This is a genomic window from Streptomyces sp. NPDC045695 (assembly GCF_056432025.1).
Genome location: NZ_JBWKJU010000004.1, coordinates 174,773 through 192,700, shown reverse-complemented (window position 1 = coordinate 192,700; position 17,928 = coordinate 174,773). Strand labels below are relative to the sequence as shown.

Below are 17,928 nucleotides of genomic sequence, written 5' to 3'. Positions count from 1 at the left end.
TCCGGGCAGAACAGTGTGAAGGACCAGACGGGGGCGGGCCCAGGCCGGGACGCCGGGGTCGCACTCCCCTACCCCCGCGTACCGAGAGCCGTGGAGGCGGGCAGTGTCGAGCGCAGCCGAGCAAGAGGCGGTGGAAGCCGTCAGCAACGCCGTCGACGTGGTGCGGAGCGGCCAGGCCGCGCCCGTACCGCAGATCGACGACCGACCGAGCGACCCACCGGACCGCACACCTGACGGGCAGGCCAACGGGCACGCCAACGGCCAGGTCAGGAGCCAGGCGTCACGGGCGCAGGCGCGCCCGGGCGGCCCGCCGGTGTGGCCCGGGTCCTCGCACCCCCTGGGGGCCCGGTTCCACCACGGTCCGGACGGGACCGCGGGCACCAACTTCGCCCTGTGGGCGCAGGGCGCGGAGGCCGTGGAGGTGTGCCTCTTCGACGCCGACGGGTCCGGGGGTACGGAGATCCGCTGCGCCCTGACGGAGCTCACGCACGAGATCTGGCACGGCTTCGTTCCCGGCGTGCGCCCCGGGCAGCGGTACGGATTTCGGGTGCACGGCCGCTGGGACCCCTGGACGGGAGCCCGGTACAACCCGGCGAAGCTGCTGCTCGACCCGTACGCCCGCGCCGTCGACGGGGAGTTCACGCTGCCGCCGGAGGTGTACGCGCACGTGCGGGACTGGCCGCAGCAGTACATCGCGGACACGGTGCGCGACGACCGGGACTCCGCGCCGTACGTCCCCAAGGGCGTGGTCGTCCACGATGACGACGACTGGGCGGACGACGTCCGGCCGAAGACGCCGTGGGCCGATTCGGTGATCTACGAGCTGCACGTGCGCGGCTTCACGATGCGCCATCCGGGTATTCCCGAGGAGCTGCGGGGCACCTACGCGGGGCTGGCCCATCCGGCGGCGATCGAGCACCTGGTCAAGCTCGGGGTCACCGCCGTGGAGCTGCTGCCGGTGCACCAGTTCGCGCACGAGGACCATCTGCTGCGCCGCGGGCTGCGCAACTACTGGGGCTACAACTCGATCGGCTACTTCGCCCCGCACGCGGCGTATTCGGCGAGCGGCACCGCCGGGCAGCAGGTCGGGGAGTTCAAGCGGATGGTCCGCGCCCTGCACGCGGCCGGCATCGAGGTCATCCTCGACGTGGTCTACAACCACACGGCGGAGGCGGGCGAGCTGGGTCCGACGCTGTCGCTGCGCGGCATCGACAACCGCGGCTACTACCGGCTCCAGTCGGACCAGCGCCGGTACGCCGACTACACGGGCTGCGGCAACACCCTGCACGCGGGGCGCCCGCACGTGCTGCGCCTCATCACCGACTCGCTGCGCTACTGGGTGACGGAGATGGGGGTGGACGGATTCCGCTTCGACCTGGCGGCGGCCCTGGCCCGCTCGATGCACGACGTGGACATGCTGTCCCCGTTCCTGGCCGTGATCGCCCAGGACCCGGTGCTGCGCCGGGTCAAGCTGATCGCCGAGCCGTGGGACGTGGGCTCGGGCGGCTACCAGGTGGGGGCGTTCCCCCCGCTGTGGACGGAGTGGAACGACCGCTACCGGGACGCCGTACGGGACTTCTGGCGCGGCGCGCTGCCCGACGTGCGGGATCTCGGGTACCGGCTGTCGGGGTCGAGCGACCTGTACGCGTGGGGCGGGCGGCGCCCGTACGCCTCGGTGAACTTCGTCACCGCGCACGACGGTTTCACCCTGCGCGACCTGGTGTCGTACGAGCGCAAGCACAACGAGGCGAACGGGGAGGAGGGCCGGGACGGCACCCATGACAACCGGTCGTGGAACTGCGGGGCCGAGGGCGAGAGCGACGACGTCCGGATCGGGGTCCTGCGCCGCCGCCAGCTGCGCAACCTCCTGACCACCCTGCTGCTGTCGACGGGCGTGCCGATGCTGGTGGCGGGAGACGAGTTCGGACGCACGCAGGGCGGCAACAACAACGCCTACTGCCAGGACAACGAAACCGGGTGGGTGGACTGGTCGCTGCTGTCGGATCCGGCCTGGCAGTCGCTCTTCGCCCTGGCCTCGCGGCTGATCTCGCTGCGCCACGCCCATCCGGTGCTGCGGCGGCGGGCGTTCTTCTCGGGGCGGCCCCAGGGGGTGGACGGGCTGCGGGACCTGGCCTGGTTCACGCCGGCGGGCGCGGAGATGACGGAGCGGGACTGGTACGCGCCGGCCGCCGCGCTCGGCATGTACTTGTCGGGGCGGGACATCCCCGGGCGCGACGAGCGGGGCCGGCAGGTGACGGACGACAGCTTCCTCGCGCTGCTGCACGCCGGCGACCGGCCGGTGGCGTGGGCGCTGCCGGGGGAGCCGTGGGCCGAGGCCTACGAACTCGTCCTGGACACCTCGCTGGAGGAGCAGGCCGCCGCGCCCCTGAGCCGGTACCGCGGCGGCGAGACCCTGACGGTTCCGGCCCGCTCGGTCATGCTGCTCCGGGTCGTCAGCGGAGCAGCCGGAGCCGCCCTGCGATGATGTGTTCGACATCATCACGGAGGGGGTCCCTGCATGGGCAGAGTCGAAGCCGCGCTGCGGGAGCTGCGCGGGGCGCAGAAGTCGGCGAAGGGGGTGTCGCTCTATTCGCGGTTCGTCAACCGGCCCACCGGGCGCTACCTTGCCGCCGGTTCGTACGCGCTGGGGCTCACCCCGAACCAGGTGACGCTGGTCAGCGCCGCCTTCAGCTTCGCGGCCGTGGCCGCGGTCGCGCTGGCCGCGCCCTCGTGGGGCCTGGGTGTCGCGGTGTGGGGCGCGCTCGCCGTCGGGTTCGCCTTCGACTCCGCCGACGGGCAGCTGGCCCGGCTGCGCGGGGGCGGCAGCGCCGCGGGCGAGTGGCTCGACCACGTCGTGGACTGCGCCAAACTCACCGCGCTGCACACCTGTGTGCTGATCGCCTTCTACCGCTTCCCCGAGGCGTACGGGGTCGGCGGGGGCGCGGCGGGCGCGCACGGCTGGCTGCTGGTGCCGCTGGGCTTCCAGTTCGCGGCGGTGGTCACCTTCTTCGGCGGGCTGCTGACCGAGAAGCTCAAGCCCAAGCCGGTCCCCGGGAGCCCCGCCGCCGCGCCGTCGACCGTGCGCGCGGTGGCGTTGCTGCCCGTGGACTACGGGGTGTTCTGCCTGGTGTTCCTGCTGCTGGGCGGCGGGAAGCTGTTCGCGTACGCCTACGCGGGCCTGGGCGTGGTCGCCGGCCTGTTCCTGCTGGCCTTCCTCGCCAAGTGGTTCCGGGAGCTCAGCGCCGTTCCCCGGTGACCTGGCCCGGCAGCGCGGGGGGCTGTGCGAGCGCGTCCAGGGCCCGGCGCAGCTGGGTGCTGGAGGTGTGGACGGTGTAGGGGAAGTAGACGACGTCGACCCCGTGGGCGGCGAAGTCCTTCTCCAGCCGGTCGCCCTTGGGGGTGCCCCGCCAGTCGTCGCCCTTGAAGATGACGTCGAAGCGGACCTGCTTCCAGGTCTCCACCTTGTCCGGGACGGTCTCGACGAAGGCGGCGTCGACGTACTTCACGCTGCGGACGATTTCCAGCCGTTCGACGAGCGGGATCATCGGGCGGCGTCCCTTGGCGAGTTCGGCCATCTCGTCGGAGACCACGCCCGCCACCAGGTAGTCGCACCGACTTCGGGCGTGCCGAAGGATGTTGAGGTGGCCGATATGGAACAGATCGTAGGCGCCCGGCGCATAGCCGACTCGGTACGGTCTGCGCGGCGGCGCGCCAAAGTCGGACATGTCCCGCTCCGTCATCTGTTACCCCCAGCGGCCACACCCCCCGGTGCAGCGGATTAGCAGACAATAGCGTGCGCGTTCCACACCGTGCGGGTGAACGAATAGGGTGACGAGCGCACCATCCAGGGGAGAAGAGGACGTTCAGTGTCGAGATCCGGTCACCGGCGCATGCTGCTGGTTTCCACCAATTACGCTCCCGAGCACGCGGGGATTGGGCCCTACGCCACCCAGATCGCGGAGCACTGGGCGGATCTCGGCCACGAGACCCATGTCCTCGCGGGCATGCCGCACTACCCGGCGTGGTCCTTGGAACCGGAGTACCGGGGGGCGCTACGGCGCACGGAACAGCGCGCGGGGGTCACCGTGCACCGGCGTGCGCACACGGTGCCGCGGAAGCAGACCGCCGTGAAGCGGGCCCTCTTCGAAGGATCGATCCTGCTGCACGGCGCCGTGGCCCCGCCCAGGATGCCGAAGCCGGACGCCGTACTCGCCCAGATGCCCAGCCTGGCCGGCGGCGTGCTCGCCGCCCGGCTCGCGGCGCGGTGGAAGGTCCCCTACGTCCCCGTCGTCCAGGACCTGATGGGCGCCGCCGCCGCGCAGAGCGGGATCAGCGGCGGCGACAAGGCCGCCGCGATCGCCGGGCGCGCCGAGGCGTACGCCCTCAAGCGGGCCACTCTCGTCGGCGTCATCCACGAGACCTTCGTGGACCGGGTCGTCGGCATGGGCGTGGACCCGGCCAGGATCCGTCTGGTCCCCAACTGGTCCCACGTGCCGGTGCCCACCAAGCCGCGCGGCGAGACGCGCCGCCACCTCGGCTGGGCGCCCGGCGAGACCGTCGTCCTGCACTCCGGGAACATGGGGCTCAAGCAGGGACTCGAAGTCCTCGTGGGGGCCGCCCGGCTGGACCGCGGCGTCCGCTTCGTCCTGATGGGCGACGGCAGTCAGCGCACGGCGCTCGCCGCGCTCGCGGCCGACGTCCCCAATCTGGACATCATCCCCCCTGCCGCTGACGGGGAGTTCCCGGATATCCTCGCCGCGGCGGACGTTCTCGCCGTCACGCAGCACGCCGCCGTGCTGGACATGAGCGTGCCGTCCAAGCTCACCTCCTACTTCCAGACCGGCCGGCCCGTCGTCGCCTCCGTGGCCGCGGAGGGCGGAACCGCCCAGGAGGTGGAACGCTCGGGCGCGGGGGTACTCGTACCGCCGGAGGACCCCGAGGCCCTGCTGAAGGCCGTACGGGCCCTGGCCGAGGACCCGGAAGGCGCGGACGCACTCGGAGCGGCCGGACCCCGCCACGTGGCGGCCCATCTGAGCCGTGAGGCGGGCCTGGCCCGCATCGACGCCCTGATCGACGAAGCACTTGGGGGACCCCGGCCGTGATCGAGACGAACCGCCCCGCAGCGGCACCGGCCGACGACGAACCGGATCTCCTCAGAGACCAGTTCCGCCAGCTCCTGCGCTACCGCAGGCTCATCGGCGCGGGCATCGGGGTCGGCCTGCTGGGCGGCGTCTACCTCGGCGTCTCCACCGCCGACACCTATGTCGCGACCGCCGACGTGGTGCTGCGCGCGCCCACCGACGACCCGTTCAACCCGAGCCTGGCCCCCGACAAGGCCATCAACATCGGCTCGGAGCGCCAGGTCGCCCTCAGCTCCTCCATAGCCAACGAGGCGGCGAAGAAACTCGGCGTCCCCGCCTCCGGCTTCGCCTCCCTGCGCAGCGGCCTGCAGGTGACCAATCCGCCGCAGACGATGGTGCTCCGCTTCACCTACACCGCGTCCTCCCCGAAGGAGGCCGCCAAGCGGGCCAACGCCATGACGGAGGCGTACCTGCTCAAGCGGCAGGAAGCCCTCGACGTCACCCGCGACAAGATGGTCACGGGCTACCAGGAGCAGCGCGACCCGGTGGCCAAGCAGCTCGACGAGCTGGTCAAGTCGATCAACTCGATGCCGGCGGGCACCGCGCGCGACGCGGCCTACTCCTCCAAGACCGACCTGCAGAGCAAGGTCAACACGCTCAACAGCAACATCGCCAAGCTCCAGGCCCTCGACATGACCCCGGGCCGCGTCACCAGCGCCGCGACCCCGCCCGCCGGGGCGGACGGCCCCGGCATCGTGATGTCCCTGGCGCTCGGCGCGGCCGTGGGTCTCGCGCTCGGCCTGCTGGCCGCCTGGGTCCGGCTCGTCTTCGACCCGGCGCCGCGTTCCGAGGGCGATGTGGCCCGGGCCCTGCGCGCTCCCGTCCTCGGCTACCTGCCGCGGGACCGGACCGGCGGCGGGCCGCTGCTCGCCGCGGGCGAGACCGATCCGCGGCTCGCGGAGGAATACCGTTCGGTGGCCTTCCGGCTCGCCTACGACTCCCGCTTCGCCGACCGGCGCCGGCTGCTCGTGGTCGCCCCGCGCGGCAGCAGCGAGACCGCCGCCGCGGTGGCCGTGAACCTCGGCGCCTCCTTCGCGGAGACCGGCAAGGACGTCCTGCTCATCGAGGCCGACCTACGCACCCCGGTCCTGGCCAGCCAGCTGCCCACCGACGCGGGCAGCCGGCCGCGCTGGAGCCAGTCGGCGAGCTCCCCGGCCGCCGGGAAGCGTCCCGCGCAGCACGGCGACACGGAGTGGCCCGACGGGCGCCAGCTGGTCGTGGACGCCGGTGAGTCGGGCGCCTTCGACCTGATCCCGGGTCAGCGGGTGCGCAACGTCGCCCGATCGCTGACCTCCGCGCGCGCCACCCGGCTGATCTCCGAGGCCGACTCCCCCAACGCCACGGTGGTCGTGCTGGCGCCGCCCGTACTCTCCTACGCCGACGCCCTCGCGCTCGTCGACCGCGTCGACGGTGTCCTGGTCGTCTGCGACCCGCGCGCCGTGCACCGCTCCGACCTGTCCCGGATCCGCGAGCTGATCAGCGGCGCCGGCGGCACCGTGCTCGGCGCGGTGCTGCACGCGCCGCTGCCCGGCGAGAAGCGCGGCCGCGGCAAGGACCGCGGCGCCGCAGCCCCGGCGGCACCGCAGGCCCCCTCCGCCCCGCGGCCCCAGCCGATCACCCGCGAGGACGTCGAGCCCGAACAGCACATCCCGGGCGACGGTACGGACACGGTCGCCCTGCGTACGGTCCGCCCGGGCCGGCGGTGAGCCGGCGCGCTCTCGCGGCGGCCCTGTCGGTCCTGGACCAGGCCGCCTCCAGCGCCACGAACATCCTCGTGCTGGTGCTGGCGGCCCGGCTGTCGTCGGCGTCCGCCTTCGCCGACTTCTCGATGGTGTACGTGACCTTCAGCGTGCTCCTCGGGCTGAACATGGCCTACGTGGGCCAGAGCCTGGTCCTGGAGAAGGGCGCGGGGATCCTCCCGGGCCGGGTCCGGGGCGAGCTCGGTGCGGTGTGCCGCTCAGCCGTGGGGTTCACCGGGGCCGCGTCGGCCACCGTGGGCGCGGTGCTCGCCGTGGTGGGCCTCGCGCTCCCCGGGGCCGGCGGCCGGGCCTTCCTCGCGCTGGGCCTCGTACTGCCCCTGGTGCTCCTCCAGGACGGGCTGCGGTACTGCTTCTCCGCGCTGCGCGCCCCCGGACGGGCGCTGGCCGCCGACGCACTGCGGCTGGCGTGCGCGGTCGCGGCGCTGGCCGTCCAGCCCGAAGGGGCCTCGGCGGGGCGCCTGGTGCTGGTGTGGGGGCTCTCGGCGCTGCCCGCGCTGGCCCTCGGGCTGTGGCTGCTGCTGCCGTACGTACGCGGCGCTCGCGCCGACCTGCGGCCGTACCTGCGGCGCGGTCACCTCGGGCAGCGGTTCGTGGTCGAGTTCGCCGTGGGCAACGGCTCCAGCCAGCTCGCCGTGCTGGGCCTCGGGGTCTTCGCGACGCCCCTGTCCGTCGGCGCGCTGCGCGGTGCTACCACCCTGTTCGGGCCGCTGAACGTGCTGTTCAACTCCGCGAACGCCTTCGGCCCCCCGGTGCTGGGGCGGCTCGGCGGCAAGCGGGCCACCGTCCGGGCGACGGCCGCGCTGGGCCTGGTGCTGGCCGCGGTCGGCGCGGGCTGGGGAGCCGTGCTGTACGCGCTGCCCGACCGGGTCGGCTCCTCCCTGCTGGGCGACACCTGGGCGGCGACGTCCGCGCTGCTGCCGGCCACCGGCGCCCAGTACGCCGTCATGGGGCTCGGCACCTGCGCGCTGCTCACGCTGCGCGTGCTCGCCCCGAAGGCCACGCTGTCGTTGCAGGTGGTCTTCTCGCTGCTGTCCGTGGGCCTCCTGCTGGGCGGCTACGCCGTGTGGGGCGTGGCGGGCGCCGCCTGGGGCCTGGCGGCCGGCTCGGCGGCGAAGGCGGGCGCCGGCTGGCTGCGGGTGACCCGGCTCCCGGCCCCCGCGCCGCAGCCCGCCCCGGCGGCCTCGGCCGCGTAACGGCGGCCCGGCGCGCGGGAGGGGTCCTCAGCGCAGGGTCGTGGCCCGGTCCTGGCGGTAGGTCGCGACCAGCGCCAGGCACAGCGCGGCGATCGCGACGCGGCCCGAGGCCTGGAGCAGGGGTCCGCGCAGCAGGATGAAGGAGTAGCCCGCGACCAGCGGGACCACGACCGAGATCAGGCTCCCCGGCGGGCTGCGGCGGGTCGCGCGCTTCGCGTAGCGCCGGTCGACGCGGGCGGAGGCGTATCCCATGCCCAGCAGTCCGGCGCCCATGCCCAGCGGACCGAAGTCGATCCACAGCTCCGCCCAGATCGGGGAGGAGAGGTTGGTGTTGACCGTGCCCATCCACTGACCGACCATCACGCCCGTGTCCCGCGGCTTGCCCGGCCACATCGAGCGCGGCACCGCGAAGAAGACCGATCCCGCGAGCTGGCGGCCGTAGGAGTGGCCGGGGCCGGAGTTCGAGAAGGTGATGGTGTTCGCGAACATGCCGATCTGGTCGTAGTCCTTGAGGGCCATCGGCTCCAGGAAGGACGTCGTCTCGACCGGCTTGTAGTTCTTCTCGTCGTAGCGGAAGCGGTCCGCGAAGGGGAAGACCAGGAGGGCGACGACCACGGCCATGGACAGCGCCACCCGGTACATCGCGGCGCTCACCGGGAAGATGGTGAACAGCAGCGCGAACATGACCGTCAGGAACCAGTAGCGCGGGTTCGAGATCGGATTGTTGACCACGAGGTTCAAGACGGCCAGCGCCGACCAGGTGACGATGATCGAGACCTTGCGGCGGGCGAACTTCGAGGTGATCAGCCAGCGCGTGTAGAGCAGCAGGGCGAGCAGCGCCGGTACGGTGCCGAAGCCGCGCAGCAGGGCCTGCCCGGCCTGGCCGTCGCCGTTGGAGACGCCCGCCTCCTCGATGCCCGCGATGATCTCCTGACGGCTGGAGAAGAAGACCGCCGGACCGCCGAGCTTCATCACGAAGGCGGCGCTGCACAGGAACGCCAGTACGGTCAGCAACTGCAGGCGCCGCCGGTGGGCCATGACCGGGCGCGGCTCCTTCTGGGAGCCGCCCGCGCGGCCGGCCGGCCGGTGCCGGGCGAGCAGGACGCCGACGTCGTAGGCCGTGCACCCCAGGAGCACCAGGCCGATGGCGACGGTCAGGTCGGATCGGGCGCCGACGACGGGGGTGGGGACCTGACCGAGTACGGCCTGCGCGAGCGGGGCCACGCCCATGGCCATGTAGACGAAGAGCCAGAAGGAGCCCTGGAGCAGCTTGCGGCGGCTGGTGAGCACCATCGCTGAGAGCCGGGCTCCCGCGTACATGGTGAGCAGGAGCTGGAGCCAGAAGGCCGCGTCGCGCCGGCCCGCGCCGGTCTGGGCGGCGACGAACAGCGGCAGGAAGACGGTGAATCCGAGGACGAGCGGGACCGACAGCGCCCGCGAGAGCAGGGTGCGCGGGGTGGTGACCCGGCCCCACTGCGCCTCGTCCCCGACGACCGGCGGCGGGGGTGCGACGGAGGGCTTGCGTATGTCCGTTGCCACTGCCGCCCCCACCCCATGTGCCTGACTCGCGCGCAGTCTAGTCTGAGCGGGCGGCGCCCGGGGAGGCGCCGGTGGGGGTCCCCCCGGCGGCGTCGGGGGTGGGTGGACGATCGGGGCTTCAGGTGCGTGACCTTCCTGCCTTCACGCTGGCCGGATACGACAAGGGGCGCGGGCTGCTGACGCAGGCGCTCTGGTTCGCCGTGATGAACACGCTCTTCATGAGCTGGTTCTGTCCGCCGCGGCTGCGGGTGGCGCTGCTGCGCGCCTTCGGGGCGCGGATCGGCGAGGGCGTGCTGATCCGGCACAGGGTGCGGGTGCTGTGGCCGTGGAAACTCACCGTCGGGGACCACACCTGGATCGGTGAGGGGGCCTGGCTGCTGAACCTGGAGCCGGTGACGATCGGTTCGCACGTGTGCCTCTCGCAGGAGGCCATGCTGTGCACCGGCTCGCACGACCACCGGGCCGCCGACTTCCGTTACCGCAACGCGCCGATCACCGTCGAGGACGGCGCGTGGGTGGCCGTACGGGCGACCGTGCTGGCCGGGGTCACCGTGGGCCGCTGCGCGGTGGCGGGCGCGGGCGCGGTCGTGCACGAGGACCTGCCCGAACTGACCCTGCAGACGGGGGACGGTCAGCGCCGCCCGGTCGAGGAGCCCAAGTGAGCGTCCTGAGAGTCCTGCACGCCGTCACGCTGCACTCCCCCTCCCACGCCTTCGGCGGCCCGGTCCGGGTCGCGCTGAACCTGTCGAAGGGCCTGCGGGCCCGGGGCCACGAGGCGCGGCTGCTGGCGCTGGGCGAGGGCTTCGAGGAGTGGCCCGCCCATGTGGAGGGCGTCCCGGCGAAGCTGTTTCCGGCCCGTCGCCTGCTCCCCCTCGGCTTCAGCGGGATGACCTCTCCGGCGCTGCTGGCCTCGGCCGGCCGCCTGGTGCGGGACGCCGACGTCGTGCACGTCCACCTGGCGCGCGACCTGGTGAGCCTGCCGGTGGCCCTGGCCGCGCTGCGGGCGGGCAAGCCGCTGGTGCTCCAGACCCACGGCATGGTGGACCCGAGCGAGAAGTTGCTGGCCAAGGTGCTGGACGCGGTGGCGGTACGCCGTCTGCTGCGCGGCGCGGACGCGGTGCTGTACCTGACCCCGCACGAGCGCGAGGGGCTGGACGCGGTGGTCGGCGCGCCCCTCCCGCAGACCGTGCGCCTGGTCAACGGAACCCCGGCGCAGGAGGAGCGGCCCCCGCTGAGCGGTCCGCCGCGCATCCTGTACTCGGCGCGGCTGCAGGCCCGCAAGCGGCCCGTGGACTTCGTCGACGCGGCCCCGGCGGTCCTCGCGGCGCACCCGGACGCGCACTTCGTGGTGGCGGGCCCGGACGAGGGGGAGGCGGCGGCCGTCCGGGCCCGCGTCACGGCGCTGGGCCTCTCGTCCCGCTTCACCGTCCCGGGCGCCCTGTCCGGTGCGGAGGTCCTCTCCGAGCTGCGGCGGGCGCACGTCTACGTCCTGCCCTCCGTGGACGAGCCGTTCCCGATGTCGGTCCTGGAGGCCCTCGCGGTGGGCGTCCCGTCGGTGGTGACGCACTCCAACGGCCTGGCCCGCGACGTCAGCGCGGCGGGCGCGGGGCACGCGGTCGAGCCCGGCCCGGCGGGCGTCGCGGCGGCGGTCCTGGCCCTGCTGGACCCGGCGGCGAACGCGGCCGCCTCGCGGGCGGCGCGCGAACTGGCCGCCGCGTCCTTCTCGATGGACGCCGTCCTGGACACCCTGCTCCCGGTGTACGAGGCGGCGGCCGCCGCGCACGGACCGGCCTGATCCACGAGACGGCCCCTAGGCCGTCTCTTCCGGACCTTGCCGGGCCCCCGGCGTCTGGCACCGCACCTGGCCGCGTTGTCGGGACGTCCGGGTACGTCCAGTACGCGGCACGCCCCTCCGCCTTGCCATGCACGGCACCAGACGCCGCGGGCTCGGCCGTCAAGATCCGGAAGAGACGGCCTAGATGACGTCCCGGCGCCGTTCCTCCACCACCGGGATGGCGCCCGCCGCGCGGCGGCGCTTGAGGACGCTGGAGTACACGGCGAGGCCGATGGCCCCCGCCGCCATCATGATGAGGCCGACCAGGTCGAGGTCGACGCTGCTCATCTCCCAGTCGGTGGCGAAGGTCAGGATGGCCCCCACCACGATCAGGCCGATGCAGCCGCCCAGGCCACTCATAGGATCGCCTCCGCATGCCGGTGTGTCGTCGTGTCTCCACGCGGGTACCCCGCCCCGGCAGGCGAAAACGCCCCCGGGGACCGGCAGTCCGGCCCGGGGGCGTTCTCGTACGGCGGTGGCGGCCCTACGCGGGCACCCAGGCGTAGCAGCCGGTGGAGCTGAACTCCGCCGTGCCCGCCGGGATCTGCGCCGTGATCGGCTCGCCCGCCTTGGGCGGGGTCTGCGGACCCGAGGCGAGGGCGGCGCCGTCCTTGCCCCTCGCCTCCCACGTGCAGTTCGTGGCCTGGGTCAGGGCCCGGTAGGTGCCGGCCGCCGGTGACGGGCGGGCGCCCTCCCGGAAGCCCTTCTCGGCCGCCGCGAGGATCGGCTTCTGCTCCGGGCACAGGAAGGTGATCGCGTCCTTCGCGCCGGGGATCTCCCCGGCGATGACCGCTCCGGTTGCCGCGTCCTTGTCGCGCTTCGCCGTGCGCTCCACCCGCTGGCAGGCCTCCTGGCCGCCCTGCAGGACGGCCGCGGGGTCCATCTTCTCGGGGACCCGGCCGCTGAGGTACTTCTTCTCCTGCGCCGTGAAACTGCCCGTCTTCGGGGTGAGCTTCGCGTCGGGCAGGACGGGCCCCGTCGGCTTCGCGTCGGGGTCGGCGGACGGCGGCGGGGTGTCCGCCGGGTCGGGGGCCGCCGAGGAGGCCGGGGGCTTCGCCTTCGCGCCGGAGTCGGCCTTGTCGCCGCCCGAACTGCAGGCGGTGAGCGTGAGGGCGGCGGTCAGCAGGACAGCAGCCGCTGCGGAGCGTCGGTACATCGGATGGCTCCCGTACTTACTGGGGGTGGGACAGGGGTGCGGGGCCCGGCCGGTGAGAGCCGGGCCCCGCACGCCGTCAGGCGGTTGCTTCGGTGTCGCTACTTCACGCCGAAGGTGAGGACCAGCTGCGGAGCGCCCTCCGCCGCGGTGGACTCCGAGGACCAGAGCCACAGCGGGTCGGTGCCCGTGCTCGTCAGGCCCAGGCTGTAGCTGCCGCCCAGCACCGCGGAGAGCGCGGTGGTGTCCAGCTCCACGTTGTGGATCGCCGAGCCGTCCGGCACGCCCGTGATGCTGCCGAGCGGGGTGGTGCCGAGCGTGGGCTTGGTGTTGAAGGTCGTGCCCGCACCGCTCCAGGTGCCGGTGACCGGGACCACGGACACGGTGTCGGCGGTGCCGGCGCCCGTCTGCGTGGTCGTCTTGAACTGCAGCGTCGCCGACTTCAGGACCTGGCCGGCCGGAGCGGCCGGCAGGGTGAAGCGCAGGTACGACTCGTACGCCGAGGTGCCGCGCACGGCGAGCGAGGTCGACGTGCCGTAGGCGGTGCTCGGGGCGCCCTGGTTGATGTAGGTGTCCTCGGCCGCCTTGACCGCGGAGACCGTGTCGGTCGGGGCGTTGGCCAGGTCGAAGTGGCTCTTGACCTGGGCCTGGGTGAGCGCCGTCGGGTAGACGGCCGTCTCGTCGAGCTGCCCGGCGAAGAAGTTGCTCGTGGGACGGTTCGGCCAGCCGGAGAGGTTGTCGCCACCGGCGTGCCAGAAGCCCGCGTAGGTGGTGTTGCTCGCGGCGTTCAGCGTGCCCTTGTTCTGGCCGTCGACGTACAGCGTGATGCCGCCGGGGCCCTGGGTGCCGACCACGTGGTGCCACTTGTTGTCGTTGTACGTGTCGAACAGACCGGTGGTGACGGTCTTGGCCGAGCCGTTGTAGACGCCGAAGGCGAGCCGGCCGGTGTTGGTCATGTACAGGTGACGGTCGTACGAGCCGCTGGAGCGGGCGGTGTTGTTGCCGAAGCCGATCAGCTTGCCGCCGCGGGTGGTGTTCGTCTTGAACCAGGTCTCGATGGTGTAGGTGCTGCCGACCGTCTGGCGGTGGTCGCTGTAGACCTGCTGGCTCGTCCCGTTGAAGCCCATCGCCGTGCTGGTGCCGGAGACGGCGCCGGGCGACTGGCGCAGGGCCGGGGCGTTGAGCTGGACACCGCTGGTGTTGCCGGACACCGAGGAGTCGGCGGTGTACGGGCTGACCGTGTCGTCGTAGCGCCAGTACAGCTGGGCGCCGTCGGCGCGGACCTGGTTCGGGTAGGACTGGACCGAGGCCGGGACGGTCACGGAGGCGTTGGCCGACAGGGCGCTGGTGTTGCCGGCGTCGTCGGTCGCGGTCACCCGGTAGGTGTACGTCTGGCCGGCCTTGACGGTGGTGTCGGTCCAGGAGGCCTGCGGGCGCTCCCACTCCAGCGAGCTCGCCGTGACGGTGGCGACCGGGGTGGCCGAGCCGTTGCGGTAGATGCGGTAGGTCAGCTTGCTGTCGTCCGCGTCGTAGCTGGTGCGCCAGCGGACCTGGGCCTCGCCGGGCTTGACGCTCGCGGCGCTGGCCACCGGGGTGGTCGGTGCGCCGACGTCGCCGGTGGAGGCGAAGCGGGTCAGGCCCCACTGCGTCTTGCCGTTGATGAGGGTGAACTCACCGCCGACCCACATGTACTTGACGTCGTTCTTCTCGGCCACGGCCATGACGCGCGGGCCGATGCCCTCGATGTCGGCCATGGCGCCGTCGTTGGCGGTGGGGTGCCAGCCGAGCTTGCCCGGGCCGCGTACGAAACCGTCCACGGGCGCGGGGGCGGCGCCTTCGTGGTTGGTCGGCTGCGCCAGCAGGAAGTTGCGCTTGCCGTCGGGGAACTCCAGCTCGGTGGAGCAGTCGTGCGCGTGCGAGGAGCTGTAGAGCACTCCCTGGTACGGCAGGACGAACTGGGTGGCGCCGAGGCAGCGGTCGCGCCACTTCTCGTTGAAGTCGCTGAGGTTCAGGCCGATGCGGCCGTCGAAGACGCCACCGCCGGAGCCCTCGTTGCCCGTGTAGAAGCCGGTGTCGTCGGTGGAGATGTCCTTGACGACCGAGTTCGACGGGATGTTGGTGTAGGCCTTGGTGAGCGCGCCGGTGGTGGCGTTGACCACGGCCAGGGCGTGGCTGGTCTTGCCGTTGACGGTGAAGAAGTCACCGCCGAGCAGCACGTTCTTGCCGTCGGGGGTCACCTCGACGGCGCGGCCCGGCTCGTCGACGTTGGCGACGAATGGCTTGAGGTCACCGGAGGTGGCGTCCACCGCGGCGAACCGCTCGCGGGTCTGGCCCTGGACCGTGGGGAAGTCGCCGCCCGCGTACAGGGTGTCGTCGGTGACGGCGAGCGCGCGCACGGTGGCGGAGAAGCCGGGGTGGAACGATGCCCTGGGGGTGCAGGCCGCGATGTCGATGGCCGCGACGTTGGAGACCGGGGTGCCGTTGACGGCGCCGAAGGAGCCGCCCGCGTAGAGGGTCTTCTGGTCCTTCGAGACGGCCAGCGACCGCACGGTCGCGGCGCCGTCGCCGATGGTGAAGGCGAGCTTGCAGGAGGTGGGGTTGCCCGTCGCGGCGTCGAGCGCGACGAAGTTCACGGCCTCCTGCTCGGCGCCGGCCGCGCCCTCGGGCGGGCGCACGGCGGAGAAGGTACCGCCGGCGAAGACGGTGCCGTTCGCCTGGGCCATCGCCCAGACCACGCCGTTCGTCTGCCAGGTGGGCAGTTCGTCGGCGGTGAATGCCACCGGCGGCGTGATGGCGGACGCCTGAGGCATCAACACCAGGCCTATACCGGTGCCGGCACCGGCCAGTGACAGGACGAGGGCAGCAGTCAGCCCTCTGGATCTACGCATGAGCCCCCCAGGGCAATTGCCCGGTTTGATGGCTGGAACTATCCGAACAGCCATATGTACTGGCGCAGACTAGGGCTCACGCGAGGACCCGTCACCTCCCTTGACCCATTGCATACCAACTTGGAACCAACGGTTCAGCGCGGAGGGCGCACTACGGACATACGGCAGGTTTATCCCGGCCACACCCACAGGGACCTGCGGACATGGCCGAACACGGCCAATCGTAGGGGAAATATAAGGCCTCAGCGGTCGATACGGACCGTCACGCCCGCGAGTTGGTCCTGCACCTGGCGGATGTCGGCGTCCACCATGATCCGGGCCAGTTCCGCCACCAGGACCGTCGGCTTCCAGCCGAGCAGCTCATGGGCCTTGGAGGCGTCGCCGATGAGGGCGTCGACCTCGCTGGGGCGCTCGTACTTGGGGTCGTAGCGCACGTGCTCGGTCCAGTCGAGACCGGCGTGGCCGAAGGAGGACTCGACGAACTCGCGGACGGTCGCGGCCACTCCGGTGGCGACGACGTAGTCGGTGGGCTCGTCCTGCTGGAGCATCCGCCACATGGCGTCCACGTACTCGGGCGCGTAGCCCCAGTCTCGCACCGCGTCGAGGTTGCCGAGGTACAGGTGTTCCTGGAGACCGGCCTTGATGCGGGCGACCGCGCGGGTGATCTTGCGGGTCACGAAGGTCTCGCCGCGGCGCGGGGACTCGTGGTTGAAGAGGATCCCGTTGACGGCGAACATGCCGTACGCCTCGCGGTAGTTCACCGTGGTCCAGTACGCGAAGACCTTCGCGGCGCCGTACGGGCTGCGCGGGTGGAACGGGGTGCCCTCGTTCTGCGGGGGCGGGGTGGCGCCGAACATCTCGGAGGACGAGGCCTGGTAGATACGGGTGTCGACGCCGCTGGCCCGGATGGCCTCCAGCAGCCGCAGCGCGCCGAGGCCGGTGACGTCGCCGGTGTAGAGCGGGGCGTCGAAGGACACCCGCACATGCGACTGGGCGCCGAGGTTGTAGACCTCGTCGGGGCGTATCTCGCGGAGCAGGTTCACCAGGGCCACGCCGTCGGACAGGTCGGCGTGGTGCAGGACGAAGGACCGGTTGGCGGTCTGCGGGTCCTGGTAGATGTGGTCGACGCGCTCCGTGTTGAAGCTGGAGGACCGCCGCACGAGCCCGTGCACCGTGTAGCCCTTGGAGAGCAGGAGCTCGGCGAGGTACGAGCCGTCCTGCCCGGTGACGCCGGTGATGAGTGCGGTCTTGCCCATACGGGTCCCCCTGGGATGCGTTGTTCGTGGTGCCGGGCGCGCTTCCCCTGCGCGCCCGTGGTGGCCCGTGGGCCGGATGCGTACCGTACACGCCGGGCCCGCCCAAGTACGGCCCCGGACCCCCGGGTGAGCTCGCGGCCGCCCGGGCCCGGACTGCTGCGCCCGGACTGCCGCGTCCCCCGCGGGAGCGGACTGGCATCATCGGCGGTATGACAAGTTCGCTGCCGCTCCTGCCCCCGAACGCCCGCGTCTTCGTCGCGGGCCACCGCGGCCTCGTGGGGTCCGCGGTCGCCCGGCGGCTGACCGCCGACGGCCACGAGGTGCTCACCCGGGGCCGCGCCGACCTCGATCTGCGCGACGCCGCCGCGACCGCGGCGTACCTGAAGGACGTGCGCCCGGACGCCGTCGTGCTGGCCGCCGCCAAGGTCGGCGGGATCATGGCCAACAGCACCTACCCGGTGCAGTTCCTGGAGGAGAACCTGCAGATCCAGCTCAGCGTGATCGGCGGCGCGCACGCCGCCGGCGTGGGCCGGCTGCTGTTCCTCGGCTCCTCCTGCATCTACCCCAAGCTCGCCCCGCAGCCCATCCGCGAGGACGCCCTGCTGACGGGCCCGCTGGAGCCGACCAACGAGGCCTACGCCCTCGCGAAGATCGCCGGCATCGTCCAGGTCCAGTCGTACCGCAAGCAGTACGGGGCCTCGTACATCTCGGCCATGCCCACGAACCTCTACGGTCCCGGCGACAACTTCGACCTGGAGTCCTCGCACGTCCTGCCCGCCCTGATCCGGCGCTTCCACGAGGCCGCCGCCGAGGGCCGCGAGGAGGTCACCCTGTGGGGTTCGGGCACCCCGCGCCGGGAGTTCCTGCACGTGGACGACCTGGCCGCCGCCTGCGCCGTGCTGTTGGAGACGTACGACGGGGACGAGCCCGTCAACATCGGCTGCGGCGAGGACCTGACCATCAAGGAGCTGGCCGAGACCGTCGCCGAGGTGACCGGCTTCCGCGGCCGCCTCGCCTGGGACACCTCCAAGCCGGACGGGACCCCGCGCAAGCTGCTGGACGTCGGCCGCCTGACCGCGCTCGGCTGGAAGCCCGGCATCCCGCTGCGGGAGGGCGTCGCCGCCACGTACGCGTGGTGGCGCGGGCAGAGCTGAACGCACGGGC

14 protein-coding genes are annotated in these 17,928 nt (G+C 72.6%); 8 read left to right on the top strand and 6 right to left on the bottom strand.

All coding sequences use genetic code 11. The annotated features are described in order from the left end of the window. Window positions 1-103: 103 nt before the first annotated feature. Entirely contained in the window at window positions 104-2,485 is a 2,382-nt protein-coding gene (gene glgX / locus AC07DU_RS09775; protein WP_360888656.1) for a glycogen debranching protein GlgX, read from the top strand. A 33-nt stretch (window positions 2,486-2,518) separates the two neighbouring features. Then, window positions 2,519-3,256: a CDP-alcohol phosphatidyltransferase family protein gene (locus tag AC07DU_RS09770; RefSeq protein ID WP_479030934.1), complete on the top strand. Its 738-nt coding sequence runs from the start codon at window positions 2,519-2,521 to the stop codon at window positions 3,254-3,256. On the opposite strand, the gene AC07DU_RS09765 is transcribed toward AC07DU_RS09770, so the two are convergent. After that, window positions 3,237-3,725 (bottom strand): FAD synthase family protein, encoded by a 489-nt coding sequence (locus tag AC07DU_RS09765; protein WP_360888650.1) that lies wholly within the window; start codon window positions 3,723-3,725, stop codon window positions 3,237-3,239. The genes AC07DU_RS09770 and AC07DU_RS09765 overlap by 20 nt on opposite strands. A 165-nt stretch (window positions 3,726-3,890) precedes the next feature. Between AC07DU_RS09765 and AC07DU_RS09760 the strand changes: the two genes are divergently transcribed. The 3 genes from AC07DU_RS09760 to AC07DU_RS09750 are packed head-to-tail and all read left to right on the top strand — an operon-like array spanning window position 3,891 to window position 8,094. Continuing rightward, on the top strand, window positions 3,891-5,102 hold the full coding sequence (locus AC07DU_RS09760) for a glycosyltransferase family 4 protein (RefSeq protein ID WP_479110750.1): 1,212 nt from the start codon (window positions 3,891-3,893) through the stop codon (window positions 5,100-5,102). Beyond that, window positions 5,099-6,847: a tyrosine-protein kinase domain-containing protein gene (locus tag AC07DU_RS09755; protein WP_479110576.1), complete on the top strand. Its 1,749-nt coding sequence runs from the start codon at window positions 5,099-5,101 to the stop codon at window positions 6,845-6,847. The genes AC07DU_RS09760 and AC07DU_RS09755 overlap by 4 nt, the downstream gene beginning before the upstream one ends. Then, window positions 6,844-8,094 carry an MATE family efflux transporter gene (locus AC07DU_RS09750; protein ID WP_479110574.1) on the top strand — a complete coding sequence of 417 codons (1,251 nt, stop codon included), beginning with the start codon at window positions 6,844-6,846 and terminating at the stop codon, window positions 8,092-8,094. Before AC07DU_RS09755 ends, AC07DU_RS09750 begins: the two co-directional genes overlap by 4 nt. A 27-nt stretch (window positions 8,095-8,121) precedes the next feature. Here AC07DU_RS09750 and AC07DU_RS09745 read toward each other — a convergent pair whose 3' ends face one another. After that, window positions 8,122-9,633 carry a hypothetical protein gene (locus AC07DU_RS09745; protein ID WP_360888641.1) on the bottom strand — a complete coding sequence of 504 codons (1,512 nt, stop codon included), beginning with the start codon at window positions 9,631-9,633 and terminating at the stop codon, window positions 8,122-8,124. 122 nt (window positions 9,634-9,755) lie between these two features. On the opposite strand from AC07DU_RS09745, the gene AC07DU_RS09740 reads away from it, so the two are divergent. Both AC07DU_RS09740 and AC07DU_RS09735 read left to right on the top strand, forming a co-directional pair. Continuing rightward, complete coding sequence (locus AC07DU_RS09740) at window positions 9,756-10,295, top strand: WcaF family extracellular polysaccharide biosynthesis acetyltransferase (RefSeq protein WP_479110572.1); 540 nt, start codon at window positions 9,756-9,758, stop codon at window positions 10,293-10,295. A 5-nt stretch (window positions 10,296-10,300) separates the two neighbouring features. Next, window positions 10,301-11,428, top strand: coding sequence for a glycosyltransferase (locus tag AC07DU_RS09735; RefSeq protein WP_479110748.1), 1,128 nt, complete (start codon window positions 10,301-10,303; stop codon window positions 11,426-11,428). Between the two features lie 180 nt (window positions 11,429-11,608). Here the strand turns inward: AC07DU_RS09735 and AC07DU_RS09730 are convergent, their stop codons facing one another. From AC07DU_RS09730 to gmd, 4 genes are all read right to left on the bottom strand, one after another. Further along, complete coding sequence (locus tag AC07DU_RS09730) at window positions 11,609-11,827, bottom strand: DUF6458 family protein (protein ID WP_360888635.1); 219 nt, start codon at window positions 11,825-11,827, stop codon at window positions 11,609-11,611. Between the two features lie 124 nt (window positions 11,828-11,951). Next, complete coding sequence (locus AC07DU_RS09725) at window positions 11,952-12,623, bottom strand: hypothetical protein (RefSeq protein ID WP_360888633.1); 672 nt, start codon at window positions 12,621-12,623, stop codon at window positions 11,952-11,954. 98 nt (window positions 12,624-12,721) lie between these two features. Next, entirely contained in the window at window positions 12,722-15,508 is a 2,787-nt protein-coding gene (locus AC07DU_RS09720; RefSeq protein WP_479030945.1) for a CBM96 family carbohydrate-binding protein, read from the bottom strand. A 242-nt stretch (window positions 15,509-15,750) separates the two neighbouring features. Beyond that, window positions 15,751-16,764 (bottom strand): GDP-mannose 4,6-dehydratase, encoded by a 1,014-nt coding sequence (gene gmd, locus AC07DU_RS09715; protein ID WP_360888627.1) that lies wholly within the window; start codon window positions 16,762-16,764, stop codon window positions 15,751-15,753. A gap of 209 nt (window positions 16,765-16,973) precedes the next feature. Here gmd and AC07DU_RS09710 point away from each other — a divergent pair, with 209 nt between their 5' ends. Continuing rightward, window positions 16,974-17,918, top strand: a complete 945-nt coding sequence (locus tag AC07DU_RS09710) for a GDP-L-fucose synthase family protein (RefSeq protein WP_479030951.1) — start codon at window positions 16,974-16,976, stop codon at window positions 17,916-17,918. Window positions 17,919-17,928: the final 10 nt, after the last annotated feature.

Excerpts from the sequence above, each read along its gene's own strand:
- AC07DU_RS09770 (WP_479030934.1), top strand. The coding sequence starts at position 2,519 with ATGGGCAGAGTCGAAGCCGCGCTGCGGGAGCTGCGCGGGGCGCAGAAG.
- AC07DU_RS09765 (WP_360888650.1), bottom strand. The coding sequence starts at position 3,725 with ATGTCCGACTTTGGCGCGCCGCCGCGCAGACCGTACCGAGTCGGCTAT.
- AC07DU_RS09760 (WP_479110750.1), top strand. The coding sequence starts at position 3,891 with ATGCTGCTGGTTTCCACCAATTACGCTCCCGAGCACGCGGGGATTGGG.
- AC07DU_RS09730 (WP_360888635.1), bottom strand. The coding sequence starts at position 11,827 with ATGAGTGGCCTGGGCGGCTGCATCGGCCTGATCGTGGTGGGGGCCATC.
- AC07DU_RS09725 (WP_360888633.1), bottom strand. The coding sequence starts at position 12,623 with ATGTACCGACGCTCCGCAGCGGCTGCTGTCCTGCTGACCGCCGCCCTC.
- AC07DU_RS09720 (WP_479030945.1), bottom strand. The coding sequence starts at position 15,508 with ATGCGTAGATCCAGAGGGCTGACTGCTGCCCTCGTCCTGTCACTGGCC.
- gmd (WP_360888627.1), bottom strand. The coding sequence starts at position 16,764 with ATGGGCAAGACCGCACTCATCACCGGCGTCACCGGGCAGGACGGCTCG.
- AC07DU_RS09710 (WP_479030951.1), top strand. The coding sequence starts at position 16,974 with ATGACAAGTTCGCTGCCGCTCCTGCCCCCGAACGCCCGCGTCTTCGTC.